We start from the raw sequence: 20,289 nt of genomic DNA on the forward strand, positions 1-20,289 counted from the left end.
TCCATCGCCCAAGGTTCCGCACACCATGCCCCGTCCCGACCCGATCCCGAACCCGCCCCTCACCGCACCCGAACACACGCAGGACACGCAGGACATGCAGGCCGCGCAGGCCGCGCGGGACGTGCAGAACACGCAGGCCGCGCGGGACGTGCAGAACACGCAGGCCGCGCGGGACGTGCAGAACGCGCAGGCCGCGCGGGACGTGCAGAACGCGCAGGCCGCGCAGATCATCGGCGGCAAGACCGTCTGCACCCAGACGATCTCCCCCCACCCCATCGACGTCCTCGCCCACATGCGGGACCCCGCGACCATGGACGACCCCTACCCCCTCTACGCCTGGCTGCGGGCCAACTCGCCCGTGTATCGCAACCCCACCGGCGGCGTCTACTTCATCAGCCGACACCACGACGCCCGCCACGTGCTGCGCGACCCCGCCTTCCGCAGCCTCACCCGCGACGAACTGCGCGCCAAACAACCCCGCATCGACCGCTCCCGCACCCTCCAGAACTTCCTGGTGGGCATCACCAACACCAACCGCCCCGAACACACCCGGCTCCGCCGGGCCATGGCGCCGTTCTTCACCCCCCAGGCCGTCGAGGCATTACGCCGCCGCGCCCACCACCGCTGCGACGCCCTCCTCACCGCCGCCGAGACCCGCCTGCGCGCCGGCGACACCGTCGACCTGCACCGCGAGGTGACCGCCCCGCTGGCGATGCACACCATCGCCGACCTGATCGGCGTCCCCGAGGCGGATCGCGCGTTCCTGGCCCCGCTCGTCCCCCGCACCCTCCTCGCCGCCCACCCCACCGCCGACGACGCCACCCTCGCGAGCGCCGACGCGGCCACCTCGGCGATCGAGCGGTACTTCACCGACCTCGTCGCCGAACGCCGCCGCCACCCCCGCCCCGACGCCGTCACCACCCTCGCCACCGCCCCCGTCGGCACCGAACCACCCCTCGACGACGCCGCGTTGATCAACATGCTCTGGGGCCTGTGGATGGCCGGCTCGGACAGCACCACGGCCGCCATGGACAACGCCACCCTCGAAGTCTTCCGCCACCCCGAGGCCGCCCGAGCCCTGGCGGACCCGGCCCGCGTACCCGGCTTCGTCGAGGAAACCCTGCGCCACGAACCGCCGATCTGGACCGCCGCCTCACAACTCGTCCCGGTCCGCGACGTCGAGATCGCCGGCGTCACCATCCCCCGCGGCGCGGGCGTCCACGTCCTGATCGGCTCGGTCAACCGCGACCCCGACGCCTTCCCGGAGCCGGACCGCTTCGACCCCGACCGCGGCACACCCGGATACCTCACCTTCGGCGAAGGCATCCACCGCTGCGTCGGCGCCGGCCTCGCCCGCATGCAACTCGCCGGCTACCTCACCGCCCTGCACGCCCGGCTGCCCGAACTCGCCCCGGCCGGCCCACCCGTGCGCCGCCGGATGGCCACCCAACGCTCGTTCGACCACCTGTACGTCACCCTGCCCGCCCCCTCCCCCATCCCCTCCCCCATCCCCGGAAAGTGAGCGAACGATGGCCGACCACCACGACACCGGCGTCTTCGCGAGCATGCGCCTCGACCACCTCCGCCTCCACGTCGCCGACACCCGCCCGGCCGCCGACTGGCTCACCACCCTCGGCCTCACCGCCTACGCCACCGGCAACGCCGGCACCCGCCGCCTGGCCATGGGCCGCAACCGCATCCGCCTCGTCCTCGACCAGCCCACCCGCGCCGACCAACCCGCCGCCGAATACGTACGCACACACGGCGACGGCGTCGCCGACATCGCCCTGCACGTCACCGACGCCGCCCGCGCCTTCCACGAAGCCGTCCGCCGCGGCGCCACCCCACTCGCACCCCCCTACCGCCGCGGCGACCTCGTCACCGCCACGATCGCCGGCCTCGCCGACGTCACACACACCTTCGTCGAACGCCGCCCCGGCAGCGACCCACGCGCCCTCCCCGGCCTGACCCCGACCCCGGCCCCACCGGCCGACCCCACCCCCACCGGCCTCATCGCGATCGACCACCTGGCCGTCTGCGTACCCGCCGGCCAACTCGACCGCTGCGCCGAGCACTACCAGCGCATCCTCGACTTCGAGACCACCTTCACCGAACACATCGCGATCGGCGCCCAGGCCGTCCGCACCCGCGCGGTACAGAGCCGCTCCGGCACGGTCACCCTGACCCTGATCGAGCCCGACCGCACCGGCGAACCCGGCCAGATCGACCGCTTCCTGCGCGACCACGGCGGCGTCGGCGTACAACACATCGCCTTCGCCGCCGACGACATCGTCGAAACCGTCGGGTCACTGGCCCGCGACGGAGTGCGCTTCCTGAGCACCCCACCCGCCTACTACCACGCGCTGCCCACGCGCCTGGCCCCCGTCCGCCACTCCATCGACCGGCTCCGCGAACTCGACATCCTCGCCGACACCGACCACGGCGGACAGCTGTTCCAAATCTTCGCCAAGTCCGTACACCCGCGCGACACCCTCTTCGTGGAGGTCATCGAACGCCAGGGCGCGCGTACCTTCGGCGGCGGCAACATCACCGCGCTGTACGAATCCGTCCGCGCCGAGGAAAGGGCCGAAACCGCCCAACCCGCCCACCACTTCGCCACCCACGCCGCCGCCCGCACCGCCACCCACCCGACCGCCCACACCACCATCCGCGTCGCCGACCAATGAGCACCGGCACCTACGACCACGTCATCGTCGGCGCCGGCTCCGCCGGATGCGTCCTCGCCCACCGGCTCAGCGCCGACCCCGACGTACGCGTCCTGCTCCTGGAAGCCGGCGGCGCCGACACCTCGCCCATGGTGCACATGCCGGCCGGCTTCCCCACCCTCTACCGCACCGCCGTCGACTGGGACCACAGCACCCACTACGAGGCCCACCTGGGCAACCGCCGGCTCTACCTGCCACGCGGCCGCGTCCTCGGCGGCTCCTCCTCGATCAACTACATGGTGTACATCCGCGGCAACCCCGCCGACTACGACGAATGGCGCGACCTCGGCTGCACCGGCTGGGGCTGGACCGACCTGCTGCCGATGTTTCTCCGCGCCGAGGACAACGAACGCGGCGCGAGCGAACTGCACGGCGTCGGCGGCCCCCTCGCGGTCTGCGACCCACGCCACCGCACCCCCCTCGTGGGCGCCGCCCTCGCCGCGGCCCACACCCTCGGCCTGCCCGCCAACGACGACTTCAACGGCCCCGTCCAGGACGGCGTCGGCCGCTACCAACTCACCCAACGCGACGGCCGCCGCGCCGGCACCGCCCAGGCCTACCTGCGCCCCGCCGCGCACCGCGCCAACCTGACCGTGGAAACACACGTACAGGTCACCCGCGTACGCATCGAACACGGCCGCGCCGTCGGCGTCACCGGCACCCGCCTCGGTCGGGACGTATCCTTCGCCGCCGACCGCGAGGTCATCCTGTGCGCCGGCGCGTACGGCTCACCGCAGTTGTTGATGCTCTCCGGCATCGGCGACCCCGACGAACTGGCCGCGCACTGCATCACCCCCGTGGTCGCCTCGCCGCGCGTCGGACGCAACCTCAGCGATCACGTCGTGGTCCCACAGGTGTACCAATGCGCCCACCCGGAAAGCCTGTTCGACGTCTTCGATCGACCCGAACACCACGCCGCGTACGCCACCGGGCGCGGCCCGCTGACCACCAACCTCGTCGAGGCCGGCGGCTTCGTCCGCAGCCGCGCCTCGTTGACCGCGCCCGACCTGCAGCTGTACGCCATCCCGGCGGGCTTCGCCGGCGAGGGCCTGACCCCCGTCACCCAACACGCCCTGTCACTCGGCGCGAGCACGCTCAAACCCGCCGCACGCGGCCGGGTCGCACTCGCCTCCCCCGACCCGACGGCCAAACCGTTCATCACGCACAACCACTTCGCCGTACCCGAGGACCTGGCCACACAGGTCGCGGGCGTCCGGCTGGTCATGCGCTGGGCCGCGGCCCGCCCACTCGCCGACCGCCTCGCCGGCCCGCTGTACGCACCCGCGTCCGCGTCCGACACGGACGTGATCGCCTTCATCCGCGCACACGCACAGACCGCGTACCACCCCGTGGGTACGTGCGCGATGGGCCCCGACGAGTCGTCCGTGGTCGACCTGGAACTGCGGGTACGCGGCGTCGACGGGCTGCGCGTGGTCGACGCGTCGGTGATGCCGACCATCCCGCGCGGCAACACCAACGCACCGACCATCGCAATCGCCGAGAAGGCCGCCGACCTCATCCACGCCCGGATCCCGGCGACATCGCACCGGTAGCCCGGCAGCCATCCACATCCTGGAAGCGGCCTGCACACACACACCACCATCGTGGCCACCGGCCAAACCTCGCCGAAACCGCAGCGCACCGCACCGCAGGGAAAACCAAAGACCAAAAGAAACCACCCGAACGGCGGGAATACCCCACCGGGGACCAAGACTTGCCAAGAAACATGACAACCGCCTCGTTCGACCCGCACGCCCTGCTCGCGGAGAGCCGCCTCGGCGTCCTGGCCACGATCAAGTCCGACGGCCGCCCGCAACTCTCGCCCGTCATGCCGTACTACGACCGGGAAGCAAGCCTCCTCTACGTCTCGATGACCGAAGGCCGCGCCAAAACCGCCAACCTGCGCCGCGACCCCCGGGCCGCCTTGGAGGTCACCAGCCGCGACGGCGCCTCCTGGGCCACCGCCGAAGGCACGGTAACCCTCACCGGCCCGGGCACCGACCCGAACGGCCCGGAAGTCGAAGCCCTCGTCGACTACTACCGCCGCGCCGCCGGCGAACACCCGAACTGGTCCGAATACCGCTCGGTAATGATCTCCGACCGCCGCGTCCTGATGGTCATGTCGGTAGACCACGTATACGGCACCACAATCCGCTGACCCCACACCCCACACCGGCCACCGCAAAGCCCCCAAGGTTCAGCGGTGGCCCCCATCACCCAACGCGACCGGCACCCCGCTCGTCCGCGCCGCCGAGACCCGGCCGCAACGCGCCAGGCTCCTGCTGGAGGAAGCCCGAACTCCGAGCCCGGGCGAGGAGTGCACCATCGACGACTCGCGGTATCGACGCGCCGGCCGCAACAGCAGCCACTGGCGCCTGGCCGCTTCCGCCCCACCGACAAAGTCCTCGCGTTCCTCGACGGCCTGTGACGGACCGTCCGCCTGCCGGGCCGACCCGATAATGCAGGGACACTGATCCGTTGCCCTCCTATTCTTCGTCCATGCCCGTCCTCCGGCCCGCAGACCAGCACGCTCGCCCTCTCACTCGGCATAGTCACGGGTTCGGCATAGGTCGATCCATGCAGATATCCGCATACATCGACGAACTCGGCTACATGTGACCCCGGCCGAAATCTGTCAGACCAGGCAGAACTCGTTTCCTTCCGGATCCGCCATCACCACGTGATCGGGCCTGCCCTGCGAGTCGTCCTCACGGACCACCGTCGCACCTGCGGCAGTCAACCGCTCCACCGCTTCCACCACACGTGGCCATCGCACTTCCCACGGTGTTTCACGGCCGCCGCCGACCTGCACGTCCAAGTGCAGCCGGTTCTTCACCACCTTCGGCTCCGGAACCTGCAGGAACGAGAGGTTGGGACCCACCCCGTCCGGATCACAGAGATACGCACCTTCATCCCACTCGTCCTCCGGGATCCCATGGCGCGTGAACCATTCCTCCCAACTCCCGAACCCCGTGGGCGCCGGCTTCTCCGCATAGCCCAACGCCAGCGCCCAGAACCTCGCGAGCCGCGCCGGCTGCGCGCAGTCGATCGTCAAGCTCCACCTGGTCGCCACACGGCCCTCCTTGGTCGGATGCGGCGACGCTACCGCGCACCTCCGACACCTCCGGACGGCTACGTCGCCGGTAAGCCCTCATTGTTTGGCAACCAGCCGGGTCTCTCCAGCGTCGTCACTTCTCATCGACATTTTCGAACCGTTCGATCGCCAAGTGGTGCCCGAAACCGTCGACAAACATTGCTCGCTCTCGCTTTGAAACCAGCCGCTTCACGGCCGCCGGCGGCACCCGCCCGCTACGCTTCCGGAAGCACCCGCAACTACCCGCCACCGAGCGGCGGTTGGTCGGCCCTCGACGCCATCGCGGCGCTGATCGCGGCGTCCGTGCGGTACGCGAGCCCCACCCGGTTCGACCGCACGTGCCGATGCGCCTACGGCCTGCCGCCGGCCCAGCACACGGCCCGCCTGCGAAGCGGCCGGCATGCACGTCCCGACACACACCGAGGAGACGTCGACGATGCCACTCGACGACGCGCACGCGTGGGCGCTGCTCCGCGAACTCGACGATGCCGACCCCGACTTCATGGAGATCCCGCGCGGCTACGACCACGCCGCCACCCGGGCCCGGTTCGAGCAGCTCGTGGTTCGGCTGAATCGGCGCTTCGGGTGCCACTGCGTGGTGGATCGGGAGGCCCAGGATTGCAGCCATCACGGGACGATCGTCCTCCCCGCCGAGGTGACCACCTGCCGAGGCCAAGTCGTGGTCACCATCAGCAACTTCGGGAACCTCGCCGCCGTGACCGTCCACAACGCGGGAGACCTTCTCAACGAGGAACACGAGGTCTTCCACGCCGACCGCGACCGCATCGAAGCGGAACTCGACGCACTCGGCTACGTCTCCATCCCCGCCCGCCTGCTCAAGACGAAATACGACGGCGTCAGCGAACTCGCGTCCTACCACCCGCCGTCCCGCCGCAACCCGGTGATCTGGTGGACCCGCTTCTTCGACTACCAGTGAGACCGACCGCGCAACGCCGCCTCCGCGGCGGATCCGGGTACGGGGGCAAAGTCGCCGCCGTACCCGGACACCACGGAGTGCTCCGGCCATCGACCGGACGTTCGGAGGCGCCACGCCGTCGCGTGTCGGTGCCTCGAACGCCTCGCACAACAGGCTCGCCACCGCTTGCCCGCGACCTCGGCGTGTCGCACGGCAAGTCCCCTCCCAACGAGCGTGTCCCGCAAGGCTTCCGGTCGGATCGCCAAGCCCCCTCCCCTCCATCCGCCGACCCCCCGGCGGACCCCGGGGATCAGCTTCGATCCCCCGCACGGCGACGAAGACACCACGGTTGCGTGATCATTCCGTCACTGGACGTGAACCGACTGTAGGGCCCGAACTCGGCAGGGAAGAAGCCCTGTTCCAGCCGGCCGACCACGACCGACCACGCCCACCCCAACCCGTACGAATCACCGGACGCAGAAGCCGCGAACACACCTCGTTCGGCCCATACCCGCCACCACGACCCAGGTCACGAGCACCGCCGAGGGCCACACAGCCGGCCGAATCCGAATCCGAACCCGGCCCACACAGACACCGCCCCCAACGATCCACCGGCGGTTCACCGCACTTGGCCGCACTCGACCGCACTTCAGCGCACCGACCCGGCCGCCGAAACGAACTCTGGCCCCGCATCACGTCGTTGATCGCCGACCTGGTCCATCGCACCGAATCGGCCAAGCACTGACCACCCATCAGCCCGACCCCGCCGCCCCCTGACGGCATGCCGTGGCACTCGGAATCCCGCACGTCAACGGCGATGGAGACCGGCAGCAGGCAAACCCCTCCGGCCCTCACGTCGAACCGCAACACCCTCTCGCCGCATACCTCTTGCCATTGCAAGCAACCAACGGGATGATCCAACGCCCATACCGTGTGGGCCATCCCGGAGGGAACCCGCTTCCATGGCACCTGAAGCACCACACACGGCCGCCGAGACCACGCACGAACCGGACGCGACGTTCGCGCCCGTCTTCGTCGCGGACGCCTGCTCCACGACCTTTCTCGCCCACGGCAGCCGCCTGTGGCTCTTCGAGGATCGACTCGTCTACGTCGACGTGCCCTTCGCCTCCCGGCGCGGCTTCCGTACCGTGCTCGCCACTCGCCAACCCCCCTTGGCCATCCTGGCCTGGAAGCGTCAGAGACGAGACCACGACGCCTACAGACTGGGCGCCGCATACCGGTTCACCCCCCAGGAGTGGAGCGACCACCTGGCCGGACAGGGGCCCGCACGGATCCTCGACATCCCGTGGACCTCCATCGCCCACTCTCGGATCAAGGTCGGCTGGTCCGGCGAGACCCGCCTGCGCCTCGAATTCCGGGACGGCAACAAGCTCGTCATCAAGTGGCGTACGGGATGCGGAGCCGACTCGCTGCTTCGCGAAGTACTGCCCGGCCAGGTCGCCTGACCCACCGCGACCGGAACGCAGGGCCGGCGCGGTCGAGCCGGGTCGGGCCTCGCGTAGGGCGCGGGCTTGGCTGCCAGTGGCCGAACTCTCCTACCCGAACCGCTACTTGGGGACCTCCCACAGCTGACCCCGCCCCGAATGGGCCGAATACAGCTGTACCGCCGCGCCGTTCGTGGAGTGGTCGCCGGGGACGTCGAGTACCTTGCCCGTCGCGATGTGTACGACCCGGCCCTTCGCGTCGACCCGCCACTTCTGGGCGGGTGAGCCGTTGCAGTCGAACAATTGGATCCGGGTGCCGTCCGCGCTGCCGTCGCCGGTGTCGTCCAGGCACTTCCCCAGCGCGCGGAACGTACCGTCCCGGTCCAGGATCCAGGACTGGCCGACTCCCGTGTCGCAGGCCCCGATCCGGATCGGCGTACCGTTGGCGGGTCGGCCGCCCTCGACGTCCAGACACGTCCCGCCGACCCCGCGCACCGGGCCCTGCGGCGGCACCGGCGCGCCGGCCGCGGCGGCGAGCGCGCGCAGGCCCTGGACGTCGAACTGCTGGACGTATTGGCCCGCCCGCGCGTCCTGGTAGCCGTTCGCGGCCGTGCACATCACCGGGCGCTCCCCCGAATCCGCACCCTTGAGGCAACCACCGGGCGCGTCGTCGGCGTGCGCCAGGCCCAGGGCGTGCCCGAGTTCGTGGCTGACGTGGTTGCGCATCCCGGCCTCGCCCAGACGCGCGCTCGGTCGACCGTCGGCGGTGAAGAACGACGTGTCGATGTACACCTGCCCGCTGGTCACCGTCTCCGGGAGGGCACGCGCGTGGAACCCACAACTGAAGCCGGGCGTACCGGAACCGTCCGTCACCACGGCCCACGGCCCGCCGTCGGCAGGCTTGACACACGGATTGGCAAGCGCGCCGACCACGATCTCGCCCGTCGAGCGCGGCGCCAGGTAACCCACCGGCGCGGCGTCCACGGTGACCGGCAACCCGGTGATCCGCCGCAACTCGGCGGCCGACGCCCGGACATACGGGCCGAGCCAATCGGCCGCCCTGCGGTCGTGGAACCTGATCGTGTAGCCGCTCGACAACAACTTGCTCGCCCCGGCCGACTTCCACCCCGGCCCCGACAACGCGGCGGCCCCGGGCCCCTGTTGGGCCGCCTGACCACCGAACGTCGAGCCCGACGCCGGCAGTCCACCCATGGTCCCCACGACTACGGCGGCCAGCCCGGCCATCAGCGCCACCCGACGTTTTCCGGAAACGTTCAACGCCTCATAACCCTTCGTCACGAATCAGCAACGCTGTGCTCATGACCAACCGAGAAGCCACGGTACACACCGAAATACCCGGCAGATCCCCTTTTCCGAAAACCCGGTTGGCACCCGCCCGGCACCCGCGCCTGAACACGGGCCGCACGGCCCACACCGCCCGCACGCCCCGTGCGGCTTGCACCGCCCAACCGGCCCACGGTCGCAACGACCGTGCGGATTCCGGCTGGTGGGGCGAGAACGTGTAGTCGATTCGGTGTGGTGTGCCAGATTTTGCGAGTCCGGACTGGACGTCGACAGGTCCGCCGGCGAGGTAGGGGGTGAGAGGCCTTCGGACCTCGCGGGCATCACCCGGCGCCGCGCAGCACCCGACGTCGCGCCCGGCGCGGTGTCCGCGCCCGACATCACGGAAGGAACCCCTGCCTTGAACAAACTCCTCGGCCCCGAGGCCAGACAACTCTGGCTGGTCATAGGCGTGTTGATCATCGTCGTACGCGCCCCACTCGGTGCCCTGCTGCGCGGCCTGGCGCTTCCCGTACCCAACCACCCCTGCGGGCACGGGTATTGCACCACGCGTGCCGCCCGCGGCAAGGGCGGCGGACGATGACCGAACCCCGACAGCCCGAACAGGCCCAAGCCGTGGACGTGGACCTGGTGGACCTCCTACGCAACGATTTCGTCGCGTTCTGCCACAGTCACCAGCTCACCCTGACCCGCTTCGCGTACGACCACCTCGGCTCGCGCCCCGAGGCCGAGGACATCGTCGCCGACGTCCTGCTCGACCTGTTCCGGCACTGGGACGACGTCCTGCGCGAACCGGCCCCGCCGGTCAAGCGCGCCTTCCGGATGCTCACCGACGCCCTCGAAGACCTCCGCCTGCGCCGCGACCCGGCCCACGACCCGCTCGACCTCCGACGCCCCGCACCCGGCGGGCCGGTGATCGACGCGCCGTTGGACTTCGTACAGTTCTGCCGCGAGCACCGGCAGACCCTGACCGACCACGCCTGGAAGAGCCTCGGCTGCGCCCACGACGCCGACGAGGCCGTAGCGGACGTCCTGCTCGCGCTGTCCCGGCGCTGGCCCGAGATCCTCCGCCACCCCAGTCCCCCGCTCGCCCTCGCCTTCGGGATCCTGCGCCGCCGGGTCGTCGACATCCGCCGTCGGCGCGGCCGTACCCCCGAGGTACTCATCGACTTCACCGCCCCCGGCGCACCCGACATCGCCTGCCCCGGCGCCGACGACCCGGCCACGCTCGTCCCGCACCTGGACGCCCTGGACCGCGCGATCGCGTCGATGCCGATAAAACGCGCCACCTGTGCCCGCCTGCACCTGGTGATGCAACTGCCGCTCCAGGACGTCGCCGACTACCTGGGAGTGACCATCTCCACCGTCCGCAGCCATGTACACGCCGCCCGCAAACAACTGGCCACCGCCCTCGACCAGGCACACCACCAAGACCGGCCCGACGCCACCCCAGCGACCCCGACGCACCCCCGGGAAGCGACAGCATGAGCCACCTCAGCCCGCTCGACCACGCCCTGCAACAGCGCCGGCGCGACATGGACGCGGCCTTCGCCGACTACGATCCCGCCGCCGCCACCCGCCGCCTGGCCGACCGCATCGCCCAGGAGGAACTCCTCGCCGCCGTGGTGCGCCCCACCACCGTCGGCTCCCCGCGCCGCGCCTGCTTCACCGACGCGCACGCCTGCCAGAACCGCGCCGCCGCCGAGTTGGAACGTACCTGCAAGGTCGTGGTGGGCCGAGCGACCACCGGCCCCCTGCTCGTCGGCTTCGTACAAAAACGCATCCCGGCCGGGGCCTTGGTCTTCGGCTGCCTGCTCTACCTCACCGGCCGCCCGGCCCCGGCGGCGTTCTGGTGGCGGTACGCCGCCGGCGCCGACAACGTCGAGGCGATGCGCCTGCTGACCCTGCACCACCGGGTCGAGGGCGAACCCGAGGACGCCCACCACTGGGCCTGCCGCCTCCACGCACCCGTCCCGCCGCCCACCCCCACCGAACTCGAAGCCGAGGACGACCTCCAGGCGTACGTGGCCCGCGTCGAACCGGGCATCGAAGAGGTCGACGACCCCGACCTCGGCGAAATCTGCCGCCCCAACGACCGCTTCCCCCGCCTACTGGCCGCCGCCGGGCACGCCTGACCGACCCCACGCACCGCCTCGAAGCGGACGACCCCTGTCCGTCGTCCGCTTCGAAGCGCTCACGCGTACTCGCCAAGTCGAGGACCAGCGTCCCGGCCGTCCGTCAATCTCGGCCAACACCCGTCCAAACACGGTCACTTCGGCTCCCCGAGCTGCAGGAATCCGATCCGGCCCGGCGCGTCCAGGCACGTATTCGAGTCGGCGTTGCCGGACAGTGGTACATGTCCCGCGCAGTCGGTCGTCCCCGCGCCCACCGCACAGGAAGTCACCGCACATGAAGGCTCGTCCGCAACACCGCCCTCGCCCCCGGCGTCGCATGCTGCTCCGGATCGCCGCAGTACAGGCCGCCCTATCACTCAGCCTCGGCCTCACCACGACCTTCGCCGCAAATGCCGCCCCCACCACCGGATCGACCCCCCGGCCCCCGATCGACACCGCCGGCCTACAACGCGACCTCGACGCACTGATCACCAACGGCGACGTGGCCGCCGTGGCCAAGGTCCGCGACGCGAACGAGCCGTCCTGGACCGGCACGGCAGGCGTCGCCGACCTCCGCACGGGTGCCCCGGTAGACGCGACCGGCAAGATCCACATCGCCAGCGTCACGAAAACCTTCGTCGCGACCGTGCTGCTGCAACTGGCCGGAGAGGGTCGAGTCCGCCTGGACGAGACGATCGACCACTACGTCCCCGGCATCCCCGAGGGCAACGTCGTGACACTGCGTCAGATCCTCAACCACACGTCCGGCTACTACGACTTCACGCACGACCACACCATCGTCCCGGACTGGTCGGACCCCGCCATGAACCAGGCGTGGCTGGACCAGGGCCGCTGGAAGACCTGGTCCGCCCGAGACCTCGTGAACCGAGCGATCGGCCCGAACTCCGGCCACTCACCCACCAATCGCCCCGGCGAGGCACAGAACTACTCCAACACCAACTACCTCATCGCCGGCCTGATCATCGAAAACGTCACCGGCAAGTCGTACTCCCACGAGATCGAACGCCGCATCCTGCGCCCACTACACCTGCGCGACACCTCCTTCGCCGGCACCTCCCCGACGATACGATCGCCCTTCGCACACACCTACTTGGTCACCCCGACCGGCCCACAGGACGCCACCACGGGAAGCTGGACGGTCCTCCGCTCCGCCGGCGAGATGATCTCCACGACGAATGACCTCATCCGCTTCGACCAGGCCCTGCTGAGCGGCCGACTCCTGCGCCCGGCCGAACTACGCGAGATGAAAACCGTGTACGGCGACGACTCCACCGGCATCTACGGCCTGGGCCTACACCGCCTGACCCTCACCTGCGGCCCCATCTACGGCCACACCGGCGGCGGCGCCGGCTGGGAAACCTGGATGTTCGGCACGCCCGACGCCAACCGCCAACTGGCCCTGGCAATCAGCACCCTGCCCGGCAACCAGCCCGCCCACGAAGCCACCGTCACCCAGGCCCTGGAACACACCTTCTGCCCGACAACCCCGAGCCCCTGAGCTCACTTGCTTCCGCCAGCCCCACGTGCGCGGGGAGCAGGCGGCCGACCTGGCCGGCTTGGACAAGAGCACGGGACCATCCCCGCGTGCGCGGGGAGCAGCACAGGCCAGCGATGTCATGCAGAATGACAACGGGACCATCCCCGCGTGCGCGGGGAGCAGCCAAATCGCCAAGGCGTCTTTATCTGCGCCAGGGGACCATCCCCGCGTGCGCGGGGAGCAGGGCCGGGCGGTGACCGTCTGCTCGCTGGCCCGGGGACCATCCCCGCGTGCGCGGGGAGCAGTGGGTGTCGGTCGCGTCGGCTGGGGCCTGGGGGGGACCATCCCCGCGTGCGCGAGGAGCAGCGACACGGCCAACGCGGGCCGGCTGCTGAAGCGGAACCATCCCCGCGTGCGCGGGGAGCAGCGGCCGCCGAAGCACGCGGCCGTGCAGACCGTGGGACCATCCCCGCGTGCGCGGGGAGCAGTCACTCCCTCAAGTAGTCCGGGCGCCGGGGCGGGGACCATCCCCGCGTGCGCGGGGAGCAGCGACTGCACATACTGCCAGCGCACGAGGATGCGGGACCATCCCCGCGTGCGCGGGGAGCAGGTGTCGGGTTGCCATCCGGAAGGTTGTGGGTAGGGACCATCCCCGCGTGCGCGGGGAGCAGGGGTCCTCGCATCCGGCGATGGCCGGATCCGCGGGACCATCCCCACGTGCGCGGGGAGCAGCTGCTGACGGATGCGGTCCTCGCGCATCCCGGGGGACCATCCCCGCGTGCGCGGGGAGCAGGGGGCGCTCCCCGGTAGTCGTTGGTGCTCATCGGGACCATCCCCGCGTGCGCGGGGAGCAGGACGAGATCATGCCCATGGACATCAACGACTTGGGACCATCCCCGCGTGCGCGGGGAGCAGAGGGTTTGACCGACGTCATGACAATGGGCGTCGGGACCATCCCCGCGTGCGCGGGGAGCAGGCTCGATGACCTGGGGTTTTAGGTCTCGGGGAGCGTGCTTTTGACTAGTTTCATCGAATCGGGCATTAGCGTTGGTTTCCTTGGTACTTAGTGCAAATCGCACGCCCGCGTGTCTGGCGATCCCCGTCCGAGTTCCGGGGCTCATGGTCCACTTCACTTCCTCGACCATGGTCGCGGTCTGGGGAGGACATCGAGTCTCTCACGGCGCCTGCTGATTCCGAGTCGTGTGCGTGCGGTTGGTCAGTGCTTCGTCTGGGCCCGAGCAGGGGCGCCCAGCAGCCCTCGGAGTGGCCGACGGCCTCATCCTGCGCACCTGCCCCGGGCCGGCGGAGGCGGATTCGGAAACCTGGCTCGGCCGGCTCGGACCATGTGGACGAACGATTTTGCCGGGTCGTCACGATCGATCCGCGTTCTGATCGGCTCTGGTCGAATACGCTCACGCCGTGGCGAGACTCGTGGACGCGTTCAAGCGGTTGGTGATCGGTCGGGCCCTGCCGAGTGAGGGGCTTCAGGAGACGTTGTTGTCGAAACGGCTCGCGTTGCCGATTTTCGCGTCCGACCCGCTGTCCTCGGTCGCCTATGCCACTCAAGAGATCCTGCTCGTCCTGACCGTGGGCGGCGTGGCGTTCCTCTATCTGACCACCTGGGTCGCGGTGGCGGTCGTGACGCTCATGGCGGTCGTGGTGTTGTCGTATCGGCAGGTCGTGTACGCCTACCCGTCCGGAGGCGGGTCCTACGAGGTGGTCGCCACCAATCTGGGGCCTTCCGCCGGGTTGGTCGTCGCCGCGTCGTTGATGGTGGACTACGTGATGACCGTGGCGGTGTCGGTCGCGTCCGGGGTCGACAACATCATCTCGGCCGTGCCGGCCGCCAACGAGTACCGCACCGGCATGGCGGTGGGCTTCGTCGCGATACTGGCCGCGGTGAATCTGCGGGGCGTGCGCGAGTCGGGGCGCGCGTTCGCCGCCCCCACCTATCTGTTCGTGGCCGGCGTGCTGATCATGTGCGCCACGGGCCTGTTCCGCTGGTTGCTCGGCGACGCGCCGGTGGCCGAGTCCGCCGCGTACGGTGTCACGCCCAAACCCGGGGACGAGCATCTCGCGGGACTCGCGCTGCTGATGCTGGGGCTGCGCGCGTTCTCCAGTGGGTGTACCGCGTTGACCGGTGTCGAGGCGATCTCCAACGGCGTACCGGCATTTCGCAAGCCCAAGTCGCGCAATGCCGCCACCACGATGAGCGTGATGGGGCTGATCGCGGTGTTGATGTTCGCCGGGATCACCGCGCTCGCGCTGATCTCCGACGTGCACATCACCGAGGACACCTGCCGGCTGACCGGGATACCCGGCGACTGCCACACCACGCCGCAGCGCACCGTGATCGCCCAGTTGGCGGCGGCGATCTTCGGCGGGCCGCACAGTGTGGGCTTCTTCTATATCCAGACCGCCACCGCGCTGGTCCTGGTCCTGGCCGCGAACACCGCGTTCAACGGCTTTCCGCTGCTCGCCTCGATCCTGGCGCAACACCGGTATCTGCCGCGCCAGTTGCATACGCGCGGCGACCGACTCGCGTTCTCCAACGGGATCATCGCGCTGGCCGTGGTCGCCGCCGGGCTGCTGTGGGCCTATCACGCCTCGGTGACCAGCCTGATCCACCTGTACATCCTCGGCGTCTTCACCTCGTTCACGCTCTCCCAGACCGGCATGGTCCGGCACTGGAATCGCGAACTGCGCGCCGAGACCGACCCGACCGTCCGGCGCCGACATCACACCGCGCGCGCGATCAACGGCGTGGGCGCGGTGGTCACCGGTCTGGTGCTGGTCGTCGTGCTGATCACCAAGTTCACCCAGGGCGCCTACCTGGCGGTGATCGCCGCCGTGTTGCTGTGGGTGACGATGCGCGGGATCCGCCGGCACTACGACAGCGCGGCCGAGGAGATGGCGGTCACCGATCCGGTGGAGGAAAGCATCCTGCCGCCGCGCGTACACGCGATCGTGCTGGTCTCCAAGGTGCACAAGCCGACGCTGCGGGCGCTGGCGTACGCCAAGGCGTCGCACCCGGACAGCCTGGAGGCGCTCACCGTGGTGGTCGATCGCGACGAGGCGGACGAGATCCGGGCCCGGTGGGAGGAGTACGGCATCGAGGTGCCGCTGACCATGCTGGACTCGCCCTATCGCGAGCTGACCAGGCCGGTGGTGGGACACGTGCGCGCGCTGCACAACGCCCGGCCGCGCGACCTGATCAGCGTGGTCATCCCGGAGTATGTGGTGGGCCACTGGTGGGAGAACGTGTTGCACAACCAGTCGGCGCTGTGGCTCAAGAGCCGACTCCTGTTCACCCCGGGCGTGATGGTGATCAGTGTGCCGTGGCAGCTCAAGTCCTCCACGCACGGCCCGAGTGTGATCGCCCGCGCTCCCGGCGCCGCCCGCCGCGGCGAGCCGGCCAACGTCGCGCCCCCGCACCACGACCCGGCCGGCGTCCCGGGCCCGAAGGAGCACTGACGAGGGGCGTCAGGCCAGCAGGTCCTCGTGGTTGTGTACGACCAGCCAGCCCTGCTCGAAGCGGCGGGCCACGGCGGTGTTGCGGATGTGTTCGGCGGGCAGGACCGTGCCGTCCGCCGCCGGCGCGAAGTCGACGCGCAGCGTGTAGCGGGCGAGCGCGGTGTCGTCCCAGACGTCGATCACCTCGTCGCTCGCGTGGATCCCGGTGACCACGGGGGCGTCCGGGCCGACCGGGCGCGCGGCCCGGATCCGGTCCAAGTCGGCGCGGCCGAACAGGAGTTCGGGGGCGGCCGAGTCCCAGATCGTGGCCTCCGGGTGGATCCGGCGGTCGATCCGGTCCCGGTCGCCGGCGGTGAAGCCGGCGTAGATGTCGAGCAGCGCGCTCCACACCGCGGCGCGGTCCTCGGCCGAACCGGCGGACGGGTGGGCGGCGGCGCGCGAGGTGGCGGGGTCGGTCATGGGGTTGTGGTTCCCTTCATACGGAAGATGTGCGGGTACAGCCGTACAGTCTCAGGCCGGATCGTCGTCCCGAACGACCCGCCCACCCTGCATCACGAACGACAGTCGCCCCATCGCCGTGATGTCCTGCATCGGGTCGCCCTCCACCGCGATCAGGTCCGCGGTGTAGCCGGGCGCGACCTGCCCGAGGTGGTGTTCGGCCTGGACCAGGCGCGCCGCCGTGGTGGAGACCGATTGCAGGACGCGGAGGTTGTCCAGGCCGCCCTGGGCCATCAGGTACATCTCGTAGACGGCGGCCGGGACACCCTCGACCAGGTCGGCCGGCGGGATGTCGGTGCCGTTGACCAGCTGGACGCCGGCCGCGACCGCTCGGCGGAAGCTGGCCTGGTGCGGCTCGATCGCGTTGCGCGCGTTGGCCATGGAGGCTTCCTCGAAGCCGTTCTCGCGCATCCAGCCCAGCGAGTTGGTCACGCACAACGTCGGGGTGACGAACGCGCGCCGGTCGGCGAGCAGGCGGGCGGTGTCGTCGTCGAGGGCGTAGGCGTGTTCGAAGCTGCGTACGCCCTGGGCGAGGGCCTGCCGGATGGCGGCGGATTCACCGGAGTGGGCGACCACGTACGCGTCGTGTTCGTGGGCGGCCTTGACGGTGGCGGCGATTTCCTCGTCGGTCATCTCGGCGTGCTCGAAGTCCTCGCCCTCGCGGGCCAGGCCGGAGTTGATGAAGATCTTCAAGTGGTCGGCGCCGGCCGCGAGTTCGCCGAGGGCCGCGCGGTAGAAGCCGTCGGCGCCGGTGGCGTACGAGCAGTCCGCACCCTCGCCGTGCCCGTGCGGCGTGGACAGCGCGCGGCCCGCGCCGTAGATGCGCGGGGCCTGGATCCAGCCGCGGCGGTGCGCGTCGCGCAGGACCAGGTCGATCTGGTTCTGCTCGTGGACGCAGCGCAGCGTGGTGATGCCGGCCCGCAGTGCGTCGGCGGCGCGTTGTGCGGCCCGGAACGCGGTCAGGCCGGGGGATTCGTCCTCGCGGGTGTCGGCGAAGGGGAAGACCACCGACAGGTGCGAGTGGCAGGAGATCAGGCCGGGGAGCAGGTAACGCCCGCCCAGGTCGCGCGCATCGGCGTGCGGCGGCGCGGCGGCCGTCACGTCGATGATCGTGCCTTCCTCGATGTGCACGCTGCGGTTGCGCAGGACGTCGCCGGTGGCGACGTCGACGACGTGACAGTTGGTCAGCCACATGGGCGATCACCCGACTTTCGTGAGGGTCGACGCGAGCACCGTGCAGGCCGCGCGCCGGTCCGGGAGGAATTCGACCAGGGCGGGTTCGTCGATCGCGCACGCGTCGACGGCGATCGGGCAGCGCGGGTGGAACCGGCAGCCGGTGGGCGGGAAGGCCGGGTCGGGGACGTCGCCGGGCAGGTCGACGGGCAGTTCGCCGCTGCCGTCGGCGCGCGGTACGGCGGCGATCAGCGCCTTGCTGTACGGGTGGCGCGGGTCGTCCCAGACCTGGTCGGTGGGGCCGCTTTCGACCACCGTGCCCAGGTACATCACCGCGACGGTGTCGGCGATCTGGCGCACGATGGACAGGTCGTGCGAGATGAACAGCAGGCCGACGTTGCGCTCCCGGGCCAGGGTGAGCAGCAGGTTGGCCACCGATGCCTGGGCGGACGCATCGAGGGCGGCGATCGGTTCGTCGGCCACGATGCAGCTGGGTTCGGCGGCCAACACCCGGGCGATGGCGATGCGTTGCCGCTGTCCGCCGGAGAACTCGTGCGGGAAACGGTCGACGAATTCGGCGGGCAGGCCGACCCGCTCCAGGAGTTCGCGGGCGAGCTCCCGGCCGCTGTCCCGGCTGCCGCCGTTGAGCACGACGGCGTCGGAGATCTGTTCGCCGACCTTGCGGCGCGGGTTGAGCGAGGCGTAGGGGTCCTGGAAGACCATCTGCAGGCCGCGTTGGGTCACCGGCCGCGGGCGCAGCCCGAGCGGGGTGACGGTGTGTCCGTTGAACTCGACGCTGCCGCCGGCGGGCTTGAGCAGTCCGACGGCGGCCTTGCCGAGGGTGGACTTGCCGCAGCCGGATTCGCCGACCAGGCCGACCACCTGCCCGGGCGCCACGTGCAGGTCGACGCCGGCGACGGCGCGCACCGGCGGGCGGCCGGGGGCGCGGTAGGACACGCTCAGCTCGCGCAGCCGAAGCCCGGTGTCCGACGAAGTCGCAGCGGTGGACGCGGTCATGGGGTACCCACCTTCGTGGTGGTGACGGCCAGGGGGTCGATCGGGCAGGCGCCGGCGTGGGTGGGGGTGAGCGCGAGCAGTCGGGGGCGGTCCTCGCGGCAGGAGTCCACGGCGTGCGGGCAGCGCGGGTGGAACGCGCAACCGGTGGGCGCCTGGCCGAGCTTCGGCGGCGCGCCGACGATCGGGACCAGTGCGGCGTTGCCGCCGTCGGGGTGTGGCAGTGCGTCCAACAGGCCCCGGGTGTAGGGGTGTCGGGGTTCGCGCAGGACGTCGGCGCGGGGCCCGCTCTCCACGATGCGTCCGGCGTACATCACGCTGACCCGGTCGGCGAGCGCGGACATCACGCCGAGGTCGTGGGTGATGATCAGTACGGAGAGCCCGTTCTCCCGGCGCAGCCGGTCCAGCAGGCGCAGGATGCCGGCCTGCACGGTGACGTCGAGGGCCGTGGTCGGCTCGTCCGCGAGCAGCAGTGTCGGGTCGCAGGCCAGCGCGATGGCGATCGCGATGCGCTGGCGCATGCCGCCGGAGAACTGGTGCGGATACCGCTTCAACGCCCGTTCGGGGTCGGGGATGCGGACCGTGGTGAGCAGTTCCACCGCGCGTGCGTTGGCGGCGCGCTTGTCCAACTTCTTGTGGTGGCGCAGGTGTTCGGTGAGTTGTTTGCCGATGCTGAGCATCGGGTGCAGCGAGGTCATCGGGTCCTGGAAGACCATCGCGACCCGGTTGCCGCGCAGGTCGCGGACCTGACGGGGGGTCATGGTCAGTACGTCGTCGCCCTCGACGCGCATGCTGCCGCTCGCGGTGCCGCCCTGGGGCAGCAGGCCGAGCAGGGCGAGTGCGGTCATCGTCTTGCCGGAGCCGCTTTCGCCGGCGAGGCCGACGATCTCGCCGCGGCCCACGGTCAGGTCGACGCCGTCGATGGCGCGCAGGCGTTCGCCGTCGGGGCCGGGCAGTTCGACGACCAGATCGCGGATCGCCAGTACCGGTTCCGCGTCGCCGGCGGCGGTCGGGGTCGGGGTCTCGTTCATGTCG

The 20,289-nt window shown here is 70.6% G+C and carries 17 protein-coding genes and 1 CRISPR repeat array; of the genes, 11 read left to right on the forward strand and 6 right to left on the reverse strand.

The window, feature by feature from the left end:
- Nucleotides 1-25 precede the first annotated feature (25 nt).
- The 4 genes from ABIA38_RS06960 (at nucleotide 26) to ABIA38_RS06975 (ending at nucleotide 4,884) form a co-directional block, all read left to right on the forward strand.
- The gene (locus ABIA38_RS06960; protein WP_424637557.1) at nucleotides 26-1,522 is read left to right on the forward strand and encodes a cytochrome P450; all 1,497 of its coding nucleotides are present in this window, start codon (nucleotides 26-28) and stop codon (nucleotides 1,520-1,522) included.
- Between the two features lie 7 nt (nucleotides 1,523-1,529).
- On the forward strand, nucleotides 1,530-2,687 hold the full coding sequence (hppD, locus tag ABIA38_RS06965; protein WP_424637558.1) for a 4-hydroxyphenylpyruvate dioxygenase: 1,158 nt from the start codon (nucleotides 1,530-1,532) through the stop codon (nucleotides 2,685-2,687).
- Nucleotides 2,684-4,279 carry a GMC family oxidoreductase gene (locus ABIA38_RS06970; protein WP_424637559.1) on the forward strand — a complete coding sequence of 532 codons (1,596 nt, stop codon included), beginning with the start codon at nucleotides 2,684-2,686 and terminating at the stop codon, nucleotides 4,277-4,279. The genes hppD and ABIA38_RS06970 overlap by 4 nt, the downstream gene beginning before the upstream one ends.
- A 173-nt stretch (nucleotides 4,280-4,452) precedes the next feature.
- Nucleotides 4,453-4,884, forward strand: coding sequence for a PPOX class F420-dependent oxidoreductase (locus tag ABIA38_RS06975; protein ID WP_424637560.1), 432 nt, complete (start codon nucleotides 4,453-4,455; stop codon nucleotides 4,882-4,884).
- Between the two features lie 477 nt (nucleotides 4,885-5,361).
- Here the strand turns inward: ABIA38_RS06975 and ABIA38_RS06980 are convergent, their stop codons facing one another.
- Entirely contained in the window at nucleotides 5,362-5,799 is a 438-nt protein-coding gene (locus tag ABIA38_RS06980) for a VOC family protein (protein ID WP_424637561.1), read from the reverse strand.
- A 457-nt stretch (nucleotides 5,800-6,256) separates the two neighbouring features.
- Here ABIA38_RS06980 and ABIA38_RS06985 point away from each other — a divergent pair, with 457 nt between their 5' ends.
- Nucleotides 6,257-6,757 (forward strand): hypothetical protein, encoded by a 501-nt coding sequence (locus ABIA38_RS06985; protein WP_424637562.1) that lies wholly within the window; start codon nucleotides 6,257-6,259, stop codon nucleotides 6,755-6,757.
- A 941-nt stretch (nucleotides 6,758-7,698) separates the two neighbouring features.
- A complete protein-coding gene (locus tag ABIA38_RS06990) occupies nucleotides 7,699-8,202 on the forward strand; it encodes a hypothetical protein (RefSeq protein WP_424637563.1) in 504 nt (167 codons plus the stop codon).
- 102 nt (nucleotides 8,203-8,304) lie between these two features.
- Here the strand turns inward: ABIA38_RS06990 and ABIA38_RS06995 are convergent, their stop codons facing one another.
- Complete coding sequence (locus tag ABIA38_RS06995; protein ID WP_424637564.1) at nucleotides 8,305-9,480, reverse strand: ricin-type beta-trefoil lectin domain protein; 1,176 nt, start codon at nucleotides 9,478-9,480, stop codon at nucleotides 8,305-8,307.
- Nucleotides 9,481-9,883: 403 nt separating this feature from the next.
- Here ABIA38_RS06995 and ABIA38_RS07000 point away from each other — a divergent pair, with 403 nt between their 5' ends.
- From ABIA38_RS07000 to ABIA38_RS07020, 5 genes are all read left to right on the forward strand, one after another.
- Nucleotides 9,884-10,066, forward strand: coding sequence for a hypothetical protein (locus ABIA38_RS07000; protein ID WP_424637565.1), 183 nt, complete (start codon nucleotides 9,884-9,886; stop codon nucleotides 10,064-10,066).
- Nucleotides 10,063-10,971 carry a sigma factor gene (locus ABIA38_RS07005; RefSeq protein ID WP_424637566.1) on the forward strand — a complete coding sequence of 303 codons (909 nt, stop codon included), beginning with the start codon at nucleotides 10,063-10,065 and terminating at the stop codon, nucleotides 10,969-10,971. The genes ABIA38_RS07000 and ABIA38_RS07005 overlap by 4 nt, the downstream gene beginning before the upstream one ends.
- Nucleotides 10,968-11,618, forward strand: coding sequence for a hypothetical protein (locus ABIA38_RS07010; protein ID WP_424637567.1), 651 nt, complete (start codon nucleotides 10,968-10,970; stop codon nucleotides 11,616-11,618). The genes ABIA38_RS07005 and ABIA38_RS07010 overlap by 4 nt, the downstream gene beginning before the upstream one ends.
- Nucleotides 11,619-11,892: 274 nt before the next feature.
- Complete coding sequence (locus tag ABIA38_RS07015; RefSeq protein WP_424637568.1) at nucleotides 11,893-13,116, forward strand: serine hydrolase domain-containing protein; 1,224 nt, start codon at nucleotides 11,893-11,895, stop codon at nucleotides 13,114-13,116.
- A 72-nt stretch (nucleotides 13,117-13,188) separates the two neighbouring features.
- Nucleotides 13,189-14,071: a CRISPR direct-repeat array (repeat unit 29 nt; unit sequence GGGACCATCCCCGCGTGCGCGGGGAGCAG).
- 443 nt (nucleotides 14,072-14,514) lie between these two features.
- Nucleotides 14,515-16,569 carry an APC family permease gene (locus tag ABIA38_RS07020; protein WP_424637569.1) on the forward strand — a complete coding sequence of 685 codons (2,055 nt, stop codon included), beginning with the start codon at nucleotides 14,515-14,517 and terminating at the stop codon, nucleotides 16,567-16,569.
- Nucleotides 16,570-16,578: 9 nt separating this feature from the next.
- On the opposite strand, the gene ABIA38_RS07025 is transcribed toward ABIA38_RS07020, so the two are convergent.
- From ABIA38_RS07025 to ABIA38_RS07040, 4 genes are read right to left on the reverse strand one after another with little or no spacing between them, the layout of a single operon-like run.
- On the reverse strand, nucleotides 16,579-17,028 hold the full coding sequence (locus ABIA38_RS07025) for a DUF4440 domain-containing protein (RefSeq protein WP_424637570.1): 450 nt from the start codon (nucleotides 17,026-17,028) through the stop codon (nucleotides 16,579-16,581).
- A gap of 51 nt (nucleotides 17,029-17,079) precedes the next feature.
- Nucleotides 17,080-18,261, reverse strand: a complete 1,182-nt coding sequence (locus ABIA38_RS07030; RefSeq protein WP_424637571.1) for an amidohydrolase family protein — start codon at nucleotides 18,259-18,261, stop codon at nucleotides 17,080-17,082.
- A 6-nt stretch (nucleotides 18,262-18,267) separates the two neighbouring features.
- Nucleotides 18,268-19,257 carry an ABC transporter ATP-binding protein gene (locus ABIA38_RS07035; protein WP_424637572.1) on the reverse strand — a complete coding sequence of 330 codons (990 nt, stop codon included), beginning with the start codon at nucleotides 19,255-19,257 and terminating at the stop codon, nucleotides 18,268-18,270.
- Nucleotides 19,254-20,285 (reverse strand): ABC transporter ATP-binding protein, encoded by a 1,032-nt coding sequence (locus ABIA38_RS07040; RefSeq protein ID WP_424637573.1) that lies wholly within the window; start codon nucleotides 20,283-20,285, stop codon nucleotides 19,254-19,256. The genes ABIA38_RS07035 and ABIA38_RS07040 overlap by 4 nt, the downstream gene beginning before the upstream one ends.
- Between the last annotated feature and the right edge of the window lie 4 nt (nucleotides 20,286-20,289).

Origin of the sequence: Embleya sp. AB8 (genome assembly GCF_049739465.1) — a bacterium.
In the GTDB taxonomy this organism is placed as follows: Bacteria; Actinomycetota; Actinomycetes; order Streptomycetales; family Streptomycetaceae; genus Embleya.